Origin of the sequence: Moorena sp. SIO4A1 (genome assembly GCF_010672065.1) — a bacterium.
Lineage (GTDB): Bacteria > Cyanobacteriota > Cyanobacteriia > Cyanobacteriales > Coleofasciculaceae > Moorena.
This window is the reverse complement of record NZ_JAAHHX010000083.1, coordinates 10,636-22,999: the sequence shown is the minus strand read 5'-3', so window position 1 is coordinate 22,999 and position 12,364 is coordinate 10,636. Positions and strand designations below refer to the sequence as shown.

General features: G+C 44.4%; 12 protein-coding genes. 6 read left to right on the top strand and 6 right to left on the bottom strand.

Annotated elements, in window-relative coordinates; all coding sequences use genetic code 11:
- Window positions 1-86 precede the first annotated feature (86 nt).
- Window positions 87-1,946, bottom strand: a complete 1,860-nt coding sequence (locus tag F6K53_RS31340) for a reverse transcriptase domain-containing protein (RefSeq protein WP_293083389.1) — start codon at window positions 1,944-1,946, stop codon at window positions 87-89.
- Between the two features lie 814 nt (window positions 1,947-2,760).
- Here F6K53_RS31340 and F6K53_RS31335 point away from each other — a divergent pair.
- From F6K53_RS31335 to F6K53_RS31325, 3 genes are read left to right on the top strand one after another with little or no spacing between them, the layout of a single operon-like run.
- Window positions 2,761-2,898 carry a hypothetical protein gene (locus F6K53_RS31335; protein ID WP_293030364.1) on the top strand — a complete coding sequence of 46 codons (138 nt, stop codon included), beginning with the start codon at window positions 2,761-2,763 and terminating at the stop codon, window positions 2,896-2,898.
- A gap of 18 nt (window positions 2,899-2,916) precedes the next feature.
- Complete coding sequence (locus F6K53_RS31330; protein WP_293030367.1) at window positions 2,917-3,369, top strand: helix-turn-helix domain-containing protein; 453 nt, start codon at window positions 2,917-2,919, stop codon at window positions 3,367-3,369.
- Window positions 3,344-3,682 carry a hypothetical protein gene (locus tag F6K53_RS31325; protein WP_293030370.1) on the top strand — a complete coding sequence of 113 codons (339 nt, stop codon included), beginning with the start codon at window positions 3,344-3,346 and terminating at the stop codon, window positions 3,680-3,682. Before F6K53_RS31330 ends, F6K53_RS31325 begins: the two co-directional genes overlap by 26 nt.
- A gap of 24 nt (window positions 3,683-3,706) precedes the next feature.
- On the opposite strand, the gene F6K53_RS31320 is transcribed toward F6K53_RS31325, so the two are convergent.
- From F6K53_RS31320 to F6K53_RS31300, 5 genes are all read right to left on the bottom strand, one after another.
- On the bottom strand, window positions 3,707-6,160 hold the full coding sequence (locus tag F6K53_RS31320; protein WP_293030373.1) for a TOMM precursor leader peptide-binding protein: 2,454 nt from the start codon (window positions 6,158-6,160) through the stop codon (window positions 3,707-3,709).
- 358 nt (window positions 6,161-6,518) lie between these two features.
- On the bottom strand, window positions 6,519-6,917 hold the full coding sequence (locus tag F6K53_RS31315) for a four helix bundle protein (protein ID WP_293021276.1): 399 nt from the start codon (window positions 6,915-6,917) through the stop codon (window positions 6,519-6,521).
- 144 nt (window positions 6,918-7,061) lie between these two features.
- The gene (locus F6K53_RS31310) at window positions 7,062-7,196 is read right to left on the bottom strand and encodes a hypothetical protein (RefSeq protein WP_293021277.1); all 135 of its coding nucleotides are present in this window, start codon (window positions 7,194-7,196) and stop codon (window positions 7,062-7,064) included.
- A 35-nt stretch (window positions 7,197-7,231) separates the two neighbouring features.
- Window positions 7,232-7,852 carry a hypothetical protein gene (locus F6K53_RS31305; RefSeq protein WP_293021278.1) on the bottom strand — a complete coding sequence of 207 codons (621 nt, stop codon included), beginning with the start codon at window positions 7,850-7,852 and terminating at the stop codon, window positions 7,232-7,234.
- 3 nt (window positions 7,853-7,855) lie between these two features.
- Complete coding sequence (locus tag F6K53_RS31300) at window positions 7,856-8,152, bottom strand: hypothetical protein (RefSeq protein WP_293069195.1); 297 nt, start codon at window positions 8,150-8,152, stop codon at window positions 7,856-7,858.
- Between the two features lie 66 nt (window positions 8,153-8,218).
- Between F6K53_RS31300 and F6K53_RS31295 the strand changes: the two genes are divergently transcribed.
- The 3 genes from F6K53_RS31295 to F6K53_RS31285 all read left to right on the top strand — a co-directional run bounded on the left by F6K53_RS31295 (window position 8,219) and on the right by F6K53_RS31285 (window position 10,959).
- Window positions 8,219-8,533: a DUF433 domain-containing protein gene (locus F6K53_RS31295; RefSeq protein ID WP_293021280.1), complete on the top strand. Its 315-nt coding sequence runs from the start codon at window positions 8,219-8,221 to the stop codon at window positions 8,531-8,533.
- Window positions 8,530-8,862, top strand: coding sequence for a DUF5615 family PIN-like protein (locus F6K53_RS31290; RefSeq protein WP_293021281.1), 333 nt, complete (start codon window positions 8,530-8,532; stop codon window positions 8,860-8,862). The genes F6K53_RS31295 and F6K53_RS31290 overlap by 4 nt, the downstream gene beginning before the upstream one ends.
- 222 nt (window positions 8,863-9,084) lie before the next feature.
- Complete coding sequence (locus F6K53_RS31285; protein WP_293069193.1) at window positions 9,085-10,959, top strand: alpha-amylase family glycosyl hydrolase; 1,875 nt, start codon at window positions 9,085-9,087, stop codon at window positions 10,957-10,959.
- Window positions 10,960-12,364 lie beyond the last annotated feature (1,405 nt).

Sequence of the window (12,364 nt, the reverse complement as noted above, 5' to 3'; positions counted from 1 at the left end):
TGGCGGGTAAGGCAGGAGATGTTACCATCTCCTCCTCCCCTAAGAACCGGACTTGAGACTTTCACACTCATCCGGCTCAAGCCTATTCAGTCCACCCTTTTGTGTAGATGTTTATTTTTGGCTTTATGACAGTGTTGGTGTAGAATCATTAGATTCGCCTTGCTGTTGTTGCCTCCATCCCTGATTGGCACTATATGATGTACCTCGAACGCTTCGTCCAAACAAATTGGCTTTCCGCATATAGGGCATATGCCTTTTTGTCTGGTGTAGATTTGTTCATATTTGCTGCCTTTAGCGAATTTGGTTTTACCCCATTTCGTTTGGCGCTTTTTCCAGTATTCGATTAGTGTGGGGTCAAATGGTGAATTTTTCCCTTTTACCTTCTCAAATCTGATTATAGGTACATCCTTGGCAGCGTTGACTAAGACTTCTCTGTTCTTCCTTTTACCTTTGATGTCGGCATATGGATTGTGAGGGTCTTGGTCAATTTTTGTGTAGTACTTCCGTTTAATCCATTTCCAGGACTTCTTAGGATGTTTCCTTTTTAGGTACCTGTATATGGCATCTAATACCTCTTTCCTGATTTTCGAAAATGTCTTTTTGGAGCATACAAAACGGTAGTAATTTAGCCATCCTCTGATTTTAGAGTTGAGTCTATTTAACACCGTATCGAAGCTCAACACTCTTCCTTCATTCTTGAGATATTCCCGTATATTGGTTAGGAATTCTTTGGTTTCCTTCTTACCAGGTATTATGAAGCATGAGTAACACTCTTCTTCTTTTAATTTGGCATTAGGGGAAGGTATCCGTTTTGCATTAGGTTTGGCGTTAATTCTCATTTTGTGAGCAAAACGTTTATACCTGTTGCTTCCATACCTGAGTGTCTTGCCTTTGAATTGCCGTATATCAAATCCGAGGAATGAGAATCCCTCTTTTCTGATATCTCTGATTTGAGTCTTAGCTTTATTCAGTTTCAATCCTCTTTGGGCTAACCATGATTCTAACTGAGGGATTATCTCTTCAAGATTTTCCCTGGTTTGACTGGTTATAACAAAATCGTCCGCATATCTAGCAAATTTATATTTGTTTACCTCCTTTTTCTTTTTGATGTCCTTGCCCCTGTTTCTGGTTTTATATGTAATGGTTTCCATAGGTTTGGAAATCCATTCCTGTATACCATCCAGTGCAACATTTGCTATTAGTGGACTTATTATTCCGCCTTGAGGTGTCCCTGTTTTGGTTTCAGAGAATTTGGTTTCTTCCATGTATCCAGCCTTTAACCATTTCAGTACGACGTTCCTTTTTGGAAATCCTTTTATCTTCTCGATTATGAATTCATGAGAGATATTGTCAAATGCAGCTTTGATATCTGCATCTAGCACCCATCTGTGAGAACTCCCTTTCTTCAAGGTTGAGAAGACATCTTGGATGGCATCGTGACAACTCCTTCCGGGTCGGAATCCGTAACTTCCTGGTTCAAAATACACTTCAAATACCGGTTCATATGCCATTTTTAGGATGGCTTGACCAATTCGGTCGTTTATGGTGGGTATTCCCAGAGGTCTTTTCTTACCGTTCCGTTTCGGTATGTATATTCGCTTGGTTGGATTTACTTTACTCCAGTTCCACTTTTTAATTAGGTTGGTTCTCTGTTCATGAGTTAGAGCGGTTATTCCGTCTACTCCCGCAGTTCCCTTGCCTTTATTAATCTGTGTTACCCTTTGTATTGCCAGTAGTAGTGCTGATTTGCTGTTTATTAACAACTTCATCAGGTTTACTACTTTTTTCCAGCTGCCATTAGATTGGGTAAGTTGGGTGGCCTTGAATATTCTCTTTTGAATTTTGAATACCTGGCGGTTGACAATTTTCCAATTAATCTCTTGCCAGTCTTCGATTTCAGTACCGTTACCGGTTCCACTTCTCATCTCCGTAATATTCTTTTTCAAGGTGTTGAATATTCTGATTAGACCAACTGGACGTCAGCTACCTCTCGGTATGATTCATTGAATCTATGTATCCGGTTATATCCTTTGGATTTTCCCGTTGACTTTCGTCTTGATACCATTCGCTTCTTCCAGTCTCCTGTTCCCTGTCAACTCTCGGTTTCATTTACAATCCACTTTGCCGTGAAGGCAGTTGAAAAGTCAGGGTTTTCCGTGTTCATCTGAATGAAGTTTACAACTGTCTTTAGGTTCGTTCCATACCCCGGAATCCTTCGTTGCATCAAGTTTAGTAGACGCACGACTAAACTTCTTAGTAACGGATTCGTTGTCATTTTGACTACGGTGTTTCAGTCACTTTCACCATTTAAATGTAACGAGGCGGCAAACGTTCACTTTCGTTAACCATTGTCAGTCTTCCTGCGAGCAATAATGGTGGTGTGACTCCACTTTCAATCACCTTTCCCTTTCGGGACTTTATCGAGAATCTGCACACAGGTTCCGATTACTCTTCCCCTCTCATCTCGGCAGGCTGAGGGATGCACTCCTCAGAAAACCATTTCAGGTTTCGATTCATTCAGACGCTTTCACGTCGCACAACGACCACAGTTTTATTTTAGCACAAAAAATTGCATATTATAACATATGTTTTAAATTTTTGTAACGAATTGGAAGTAGGGAACAGGGAACAGGGAATAGGGAATAGGGAATAGGGAGTAGGGAGTAGGGAGTAGGGAGTAGGGAATAAAAATTCTCACAATTAATTTAAGTACTAAAAGTTCTCACTAATTAATTAACTAAATTAGTGGGAAGTAGTGCGATGCTCCTTTGGAGCCGCTACGCGATCGCATTTCCCAATTCCCAATTCCCGACTCCTGATTCCCGATTCCCGATTCCCGATTCCCTATTCCCCTTGTCAATTCTCTTTTTTTCCATTAAACTAGTATTATCGGAATAGTTAAGGAGGAGTCCACTGATGAACAAGTGTGTTGGTACCACTGAAGCCGCATCTCTGTTAGGAATTTCGTCTCGGCGATTGCGCCAACTCCTAGAGAAGGGTCGGGTCAGGGGTGCTTATAAAAGTGGGAAATTCTGGATTATTCCTCTGTTCAACCATTTGCCACAAATTACCAAAGGTAGCCGTGGACCGAAGGGCAAATGGCGTACCAGTCGTCCCCCGGCTTTAGCGAAGATTAATGTCAACCGCAATCACATTGGCTCGAATATGCACAAAAGCCGGGAAGAGCGGAAGCCAGTGATTTCAGTAAAACGAAAGGGTACCAATCTCTACGGCAACGAAGTCGAAATCCTCGGTCCTTGTAAGATTGTCTATCAGCCAGATCATCCCCTCGATTGTGGCGCTCGTCTGTGGATCGAAACCTTCAGTGATATTCACTTCATTGGTGGCAGTTTCCCCGCTAGCAGCTGAGCAGGGGAGATGGGGTGATGGGGGAGTGTGGGGCGGGGGCGCGGGGAGATGGGGTGATGGGGAGATAGGGAGATGGGGAGATGGGGAGATAGGGAGATGGGGAGATAGGGAGATGGGGAGATGGGGAGATGGAGAGATGGGGCGTGAATTCTTGTCCACTGTTCCCGACTCCCGACTCCTGTTCCCTGTTCCCTGTTCCCTGTTCCCTGTTCCCTGTTCCCCACTCCCGATTCCCGATTCCCGACTCCCGTTCCCCTCCTGGGAGGGGTTAGGGGTGGGTTCCGATTCCCGATTCTTAATTCTTAATTCTTAATTCTTAATTCTTAATTCCCCATTCCTACAAAATCATCGGGATCGGATTAAGTTGATCTTCCCTTAAGGGTTCCGCGAACAAGCCTAACTTAACGGGGACATCATACAACCGACCGGGGGCGAATCTTGCCCAAAAATGGCGCATCCCTGGTACAATCACCTTGACTACATTTAAGCCAATATCCGGGCGGGTTTGGTCTAGAACTAGGGTTTCCATGCCTGCGGACTGGGCAATGTTGACACAGGTTATGACATCCTCATAAATATCATCACTCCACTGTTGAGCATAGTCACTGTGATGCTTGAGGGGAATGTCAGGATTGGGAACCATGTAGGGATGCTCTTTGCGGTTTAGATTATGCTTATTCCATTCCTCCCAAGCACCGGTTTCACTGGGTTCCACGTCATCCACATAAAATCCCAGTTGGTTCATCTCTGTGACTGCCCGTAAAATGGCAATCCGAGGATCGAGATGGGCACCAAACCCGGCAATAATCCCTTCTTGTTCCTGATCGGTGCGGGCTGAGACGGCAGCAAAGGCGGGAATGCCTAAATCACTGGTAATATCCAGCACCCACAAATCACGTTTGCGATCGCGGTATAGTTGTTGTAACTCTACCAGATAGGGGTCATCAAAGCTGGCTAAATCCACTCCCGGACATTGCAGGCAGTTGTACCACCAAATAGCCACGCTATCCCGTTCCACCAATTCCATAAAGCCCTGCAAAATCGCTTCTTCCAAGGTATTGCCAGCAGCATTGCCATTGGAGTCACCGGAACAGAAGTGATGATCCTTTGATGGGGGATAGTTGTAATAACAGAAGGCAGTGGGTAGATAGCTATGGGTTTGTGTCACTAAAGACCAAACAGGTGTCCATTCAATGGCTTTGCTGCTATCAAACCGTTGCGGCACCCAATTGTGATCGACTCGGGCTTTGTTCAAGGTTTCTCGGTGAGCGTACTGATACTCACTAAACTGCATCACCTGTTCGGGAGGAATAGCAGTATCTCCCAACTCCCCTAAGGTAGAAACAATCCGGGGTTCATCCCCATGATAGATACTGGAATAGCGTTCTACCGCTTCACAGAACCCACTGGCTTTGGCTTGACGGTCAGTTTTCCCTTTGCCAGCACTTTTATGACCCAACAGACGACGCAAACGGTTCAAATTATTGGTGGCAGCACCGTAACTATGAATAGCATGATAGGTATGGAGCAGGGCACTGTCTGGGTCAGAGGAACGGACTAGGGCACTGACAACTCCGGTGATGGGACTAACCAGGTGTTGGTAGCGTTTCAGGGTTTGATCGGGAGTAAAGGCACGATGCCCGCCATCGGTAGTGTATTGCTTTTTACGATTGACTAAGGTAACCGGTTGATGAGCGCGATCGCTTAAAAGTTGCGGATTCCCACAAGCAGCACATTGGGGACGATGGGAGAGCTGATGGGTTTCAGTGCTAAGGTTAGTTTGATTGAGGGTAATCACTTTCCCCACCAACGTGGCCAAGTTAGCTGTTTCCTCTACCCCCAGTTGCACTATCCATTTAGCGACTTCAGTGGTAATTAAATTCAGGCCAGTCTCTAAGGTAGAACTGAGGAAAGCATTAGAAGTAGGCAAACACCCCGTCACCCGACCAAACTCAACTTGATGATTCGGGGTTTGAGACTGATTAACAGTTTCTGATTGTGTTTGGGTCAATTCTTCTCCCCGATTCCCGATTCCCGATTCCCGATTCCCGATTCCCGATTCCCGATTCCCGACTCCCGACTCCCGATTCCCCTCTTCTGCAAGACGTCTCGCCTTTCCCTTCTGCTTCAGCACCGACGCTTCCACTTCCCGGTTGCCCCGCAGACGATGGGCCAAACATTCCCAACAGCCAGTTATTCCTGGTTCAAAGATCGGACCAAACCACAACAGTCCTCCTATTGGTTTCGCCAACAGCCAGGGTTGGTTAGTATCTAGGGCGACTTGATTAATCTCTGCTAGTTCCGGTTGTAGATAGTCATCGGTAAGCACTACTAACAGAGTGGGTAAATCGGTGACTGGGGGTTTACCTGTCCAGGGTTGGGTTTGAATGCCAACGGTTGTGAGTTTATCGGTCAAGGGTTTAGTTGAAATATTCCCCACAGCAGTGACATAAACTACTACTTGCCGCAAACAATCATAAGCAGTTTGGGGTTCTACTCCCAGCAAACTCCAGAAAGCAGCAGCAGCGTCTGACAATTCAGGCACTTTGGCAGCGATGTACCCTTTGTCATACAAATTTTCGATCACATAAGCCACCTGGTCTGGGTCAGCGTGCTCTGTCAGTCGTTCACAAATTTCCTCGTAGGTATACTGACCATCCAGCAGGGGCATCAGATGACAGTAAAATTCCCCCGTTAAAGCGTGGGTGGCGTTTTCTGCCAATAGATAAACATGATTGGGTTCAATAATTTCAACGCGATAATGGGGACGGATTTGTAAGAGTGGTTCCATGTTTCTGGTGGGGAGATGGGGAGGTGGGGAGGTGGGGAGATGGGGAGATGGGGAGATGGGGAGGTGGGGAGGTGGGGAGATGGGGAGGTGGGGAGATGGGGTGATGGGGAGGGAGTTTGATGGAGAGAGGGTTTTTTTAAGGTTAAAAATACCTTTTTTTTAAGAAAAATTCCCCCTATCCCCCTATCCCCCTATCTCCCTATCCCCCTATCTCCCTATCTCCCTATCCCCCTATCTCCCTATCTCCCTATCTCCCTATCTCCCTATCTCCCTATCTCCCTATCTCCCTATCTCCCTATCTCTCCAAATTGTTAACGTATGATATTGAAACAGTTCTAATGGGGATATGGGGATAATTTTAAGGTTTTTTTAGTAACCACTTGTCTGAGTCATTCACCATTTTGACTATACTGCCTAAAATCTCGTTATATTGATTTGAGAGTTCTCTGGCAATACCAAGATCTAGATAATTGCATTTAACTGCAAATTTCAACCACACTTGAGTTTCTGCTGCCTCTGCTTCTGCATCGTTGAGCCTAGCACAAAAAGAGCCTTGATATCTTCTTCTGCGCCAAGCCTCTGCTAGGTTAGCACATACTGAACGAGAAGAGCGTCGGATTTGATCAGTTAAAGCGTATCTTTCTTCAATTGGGAAACGTTTAGAGAGTTCAAATATCCTCATGGCAGCCTTAAAAGCCTTTTGATACACTTCTAAATCTTCATGATTATTGATCAATTTAGGTGTTTTTGAACTCATCCCTAACTCTCTATTTTCTTAACTCCCAATCTCCTGATAGTTTAATGTTTACATCAGGAATATACCAGCAATAGTAAACCCTCGCAAAGGGCTGGGCAAGATTTATTTACATTTGGGTCGGGAGTGGGGAGTCTGGAAATTGCATCAAAACAATAAAAATATAGCGCTAGCTTTTAACCTTGTGTCAATGTCAAACACCTTAATCGGTAGTGCTATACTTAGTCGCCCCATCTTCCCATCTCCCCATCTCCCCATCTCCCCATCTCCCCATCTCCCCATTAATTATGGGTATTCAACCAGAATTGATATCATTCCTAATCCTGTTCTACCATCTGCACCAATTTCCCTAGAATAGGTTCGATGGGAGGCAGAAAATATTCCGCCAGATCGAGGGTTACTGTTTTTTCTTCCAATTTCAGAAATCGCCATAGAGTCCCAGTGGTTACGGCACCGTAAACCGTTGCAATCCCATTACCGTTACTATTATTCTCCTGTTGGTTAAACCGAGCAGCTGCTACCATTGCAGCGATACACTGTCCTAATCCCCCTTTCAGGTCTTCTTTTTTGGCTTCTATAATAATGGCTACTGGGGCTTTAACAAATAACTGTTCCGGTGAAAGACTAATAATAAAATCACAGGTGCCATTTAATCCCACTTCTGGGTCAACAGTAAACTCTTCCCCAGAAAACAAGCTAATCTGGTTTTTATGGCATTCTCTAACTGCGAGTAATACTGGACATATCAAGAGTTCTGATCGGGCTTTTTCCGTATTCAAGGCGATGGCTAGTTGGTAATTTTGGGTGATAAATTCGGCTAAATAAGGACTAGGATAAATTACGCGATCGCTATCGCTTTCAAAAATATTCCCTTGTTCGATTAAGGTTAAGTCAAAATCATTGACTACTTTTTGAATAGTAAATTGACTGTAATACATGATCTAGGGAAGGGAGTAGGGAGTAGGGAGTAGGGAGTAGGGAGTAGGGAGTAGGGAGTAGGGAGTAGGGAGTAGGGAGTAGGGAGTAGGGAGTAGGGAGTAGGGAGTAGGGAATCGGGAATCGGGAATCGGGAATCGGGAATCGGGAGTCGGGAATCGGGGGAAAATATTGTGTACTTGATTACTATTAAAAATGGGCTTATTGCATTTTTTAACTATTTTTTTAACTATTTGCTGAAATGCTATACTTTGAATGCGATTGGCCGTAGGCCACGCTACGCGAACGCAAACAGACCGCAAAGTGTGCTATTCAGTAAGAATACTACCGTAAGGTAATGCATCTTTCAGTGACGTTTAACTCTCCCAATGGCAACTATTCCAACAATCTCAGAACATATTGAAATCACTCCGGGGGTTTGTGGCGGTAAACCTCGGATTGCCGGACATCGGATTCGAGTTCAAGATATTGTCATCTGGCACGAAAGCATGGGAATGTCACCGGATGAAATTCTATATCACCATCCTAGCATTACCCTGTCAGATGTCTATGCAGCACTGGCTTACTACCACGACCATAAAGAGGAAATCAGACAGGATATTGAGGCTGGAGAAGCCTTTGTAGAAGCGGTACAAGCTCAAACACCGTCTCTATTGCAGCAAAAACTTCAGAATCGGCAATGACCAAAATCCGATTTCATTTGGATGAAAGTGTTAGCAATGCCATCTCTCAAGGTTTGCGTCGTCGTGGAATTGAAGTAACGACAACCTCAGAAGTTGGACTGATTGCTGCCTCTGATCAAGAACAGCTTGCTTTTGCCACATTGCAACAACGAGTTCTGGTGACTCATGATGACGACTTTGTGGTACTTCATCAAACTGGAATAACTCATTCTGGAATTGCTTATTGCAGTCCTAATCGACGCTCAATAGGAGAAATCATAGGTACACTAACTTTGATTTGGGAAGTATTGCAGCCAGAGGAAATGCAAAATCATCTTGAATTTCTCTGAGTTTCCTTCGTCATTATCAATTCAAAATTAAAAAACACCCCACGAATGAATTATTAGGTAAATTCAATTTTGTTATTCCTACTCCCGACTCCCGACTCCCGATTCCCCACTCCCGACTCCCGACTCCCGATTCCCGAATCCCCCTAATCTTTTGCGGAATATAATTATCTACTGGTGTATACCGTTAAAGAAACGAACATCGATTCACCAAAGGTTTCCATCGTGTCTACTCCAGTTGAACCATGCTCTCCCCAAACCCTTGCTGAGGCCAACCTGCAACCGAGGGGCAATGTTTATCCCAGTCCGATTACTTGGCGAGACCAGATTCTATACTTTCTGCTACCTGACCGATTCAGTGATGGGTTAGAACTAGAGCGGAAAAAGTTTGACCGTAGCAATCCAAACCAATTTAAAGCCAAAAATAAAGGTGACTGGATGAGCAAGGGAAAAAGGTTTCAAGGGGGTACCCTCAAGGGAATCGAAAGTAAATTGGACTACTTGAAACAATTAGGTGTCACTACCCTTTGGATTGGTCCAGTTTGGCGACAACGGATTGAACTAGACACCTATCACGGCTACGGGATTCAAAATTTCCTAGATGTTGACCCCCGATTTGGCAGCCGTCAGGATTTACGGGATTTAGTGGATGCTGCCCATGAGCGGGAAATGTATGTGATCTTAGACATCATTTATAACCACAGTGGCAATAACTTTTTCTACCAAGATGATAATGATAATCCTCAGGCTACCCTTCCCTACCGTTTTGAACCCCCTTATCCATTTCATAGTTGGCGTTCTGGCACTGGTAAAGCGATTTCCCAAATCACTACAGAAATTGATGGGGTATGGCCTCAAGAATTTCAAAACATGGATTGGTACACTCGTGCTGGTCATATTAACGAATGGGGTGCAGACCCTTGGGAAGATAAACTGCATCCGGAGCTAGAATTTCGCCGAGGGGATTTCTTTGATTTAAAAGATATTAATGTCGCTAAACCGGAAGTCTTAGCAGGGATTATTAAAGTCTATCAATACTGGATTGCCCTAAGTGACTGCGATGGATTTCGCATTGATACCGTTAAGCATATTCCTTGGCGAGTTTCCCGTAGTTTTTGTGGTGCTATCCGGGAATATGCGGAATCGATTGGTAAGGATAACATCCTACTGGTGGGAGAAGTAACCGATGGGGCTCATATGTCCCGCAACTACCTGGAAGTATTTGGTCGCAACTTGGATGCTGTGCTTGATATTGGGGAACCCACAAAGCGATTAGCACAGATGGTAAAAGGATTAACACCGCCAAGGGAGTTTTTTGGTCAATTTGAGGAGCATAATATCCTTGGTAGCCACCGGGAAACGGGACGGTATCATGTTTCCATCTTAGATGACCATGATATGGTCGGGCGCGATCGCAAACATCGCTTTGCTGCTAATAACTCTATTCCTAGTAAATACCAGCAAATAGCCCATGCGGTAGGGGTGCAACTGACCACGTTGGGTATACCCTGTATCTATTACGGTACTGAACAAGCATTTGATGGCACAGAAAACCGCCATGACCCTAGTGTTGAAGCAATAAATGAGTATGGCAACATTTCCAATAGCGATCGCTATATTCGTGAATCGATGTTTGGGGGTAGCTTTGGAGCATTTGAAACCAGTGGCTGTCACTTCTTTGACTCAGACCATCCCACGTATCTCAGAATTTCTGCGATCGCAAACCTCCGGAATCGACCAGATCTGATTGGTAAAACCCTACGTGGCGGTCGTCAATACCTCCGAGAAACCTCCTATCTCGGCAAACCTTTTGCTATTCCTGATGCTGGAGAATTAATTGCCTGGTCAAGGATTCTCTACAATCAAGAAATTCTGGTTGCTTTAAACACCCATGGCACTGAAAACCGTGGTGCATACGTCACCATTGATGCCTCACTACACCCCCACGGCTCAACCCTTACTCTGCTCTACAACAGTTACTGGAGTAACTCTCAATTACGCAATCCACCCCAGAATCAAACTGTAATCGTTCAACATGACCAGGGTAGGGCAACGGTCAGGATTGAGTTACCGCCTAGTGGCATGATGATTTTGGCCTAGGGCGTGTTTTCAAAGTTTTCCGCAAGATTTAGATCCCCCCCAGCCCCCCTTAAAAAAGGGGGGAGCCATACTCAAAGTCCCCCTTTTTTAAGGGGGATTTAGGGGGATCTCCGAGGCAAGAAAACACGCCCTAGGCATTCTACCGTAAAACTGCCAATAATTATAACATTTTACTGGTTTAACCATGTGAGGGGTTGTACCCCACATTTATTTTGCTATACTGAGATCAAGTAGATACACCCTGATGATCAAGAGAGTCACAAGCACGGCTCTCTATTTTTTTTTGAGAGGGCTTAACAGTTCTAATGGTGCTTGAAGTCAGCGGTTTGAAGGGAACTGGTGGTTGCTGCATGAGTTGGTAAGCTTGATCGGAATCATTAAGCCGATGCACACTATTAAGTTTTGTAACATTTTGCTTGCTTAGAGGGATGAGGGGTTGCACCCCACATTTATCTTGCTATACTTAGATCAGTAGATGCACCCTGATGATCGAGAGAGTCACACGAACGGCTCTCTTATTTTTTTTGAGATGTCTTAAGAGTTCTTTACATATTTGAAGTGATAGGTTTGAAGCGGTGCTTAACCTTCATCCCAATCATTAAGCCGATGCACACTATTAAGTTTTGTAACATTTTGCTTGCTTAGAAGGGTGAGGGGTTGCACCCCACATTTATCTTGCTATACTTAGATTAGTAGATGCACCCTGATGATCGAGAGAGTCACACCAACGGCTCTCTTATTTTTTTTGAGATGTCTTAAGAGTTCTTTACATATTTGAAGTGATAGGTTTGAAGCGGTGCGTACCCTTCATCCCAATCATTAAGCCGATGCACACTATTAAGTTTTGTAACATTTTGCTTGCTTAGAGGGGTGAGGGGTTGCACCCCACATTTATCTTGCTATACTTAGATCAGTAGATGCACCCTGATGATCAAGAGAGTCACACCAACGGCTCTCTATTTTTTTTTGAGATTGCTGAAAAATTCTAATGGTGTTTGAAGTCAAGGGTTTCAAGTCAACTGGTGGTTGCTTTGGGAGTGCGTACGCTTGATCAGAATCATTAAGCCGATGCGCACTATTAAGTTTTGTAACATTTTGCTTGCTTAGAAGGGTGAGGGGTTGCACCCCACATTTATCTTGCTATACTTAGATTAGTAGATGCACCCTGATGATCGAGAGAGTCACACCAACGGCTCTCTTATTTTTTTTGAGATGTCTTAAGAGTTCTTTACATATTTGAAGTGATAGGTTTGAAGCGGTGCGTACCCTTCATCCCAATCATTAAGCCGATGCACACTATTAAGTTTTGTAACATTTTGCTTGCTTAGAGGGGTGAGGGGTTGCACCCCACATTTATCTTGCTATACTTAGATCAGTAGATGCACCCTGATGATCAAGAGAGTCA

Excerpts from the sequence above, each read along its gene's own strand:
- F6K53_RS31335 (WP_293030364.1), top strand. The coding sequence starts at position 2,761 with ATGCTCCTTTGGAGCCGCTACGCGATCGCATTTCCCAATTCCCAATTC.
- F6K53_RS31330 (WP_293030367.1), top strand. The coding sequence starts at position 2,917 with ATGAACAAGTGTGTTGGTACCACTGAAGCCGCATCTCTGTTAGGAATT.
- F6K53_RS31320 (WP_293030373.1), bottom strand. The coding sequence starts at position 6,160 with ATGGAACCACTCTTACAAATCCGTCCCCATTATCGCGTTGAAATTATT.
- F6K53_RS31315 (WP_293021276.1), bottom strand. The coding sequence starts at position 6,917 with ATGAGTTCAAAAACACCTAAATTGATCAATAATCATGAAGATTTAGAA.
- F6K53_RS31310 (WP_293021277.1), bottom strand. The coding sequence starts at position 7,196 with ATGGGGAGATGGGGAGATGGGGAGATGGGGAGATGGGGAGATGGGAAG.
- F6K53_RS31305 (WP_293021278.1), bottom strand. The coding sequence starts at position 7,852 with ATGTATTACAGTCAATTTACTATTCAAAAAGTAGTCAATGATTTTGAC.
- F6K53_RS31295 (WP_293021280.1), top strand. The coding sequence starts at position 8,219 with ATGGCAACTATTCCAACAATCTCAGAACATATTGAAATCACTCCGGGG.
- F6K53_RS31290 (WP_293021281.1), top strand. The coding sequence starts at position 8,530 with ATGACCAAAATCCGATTTCATTTGGATGAAAGTGTTAGCAATGCCATC.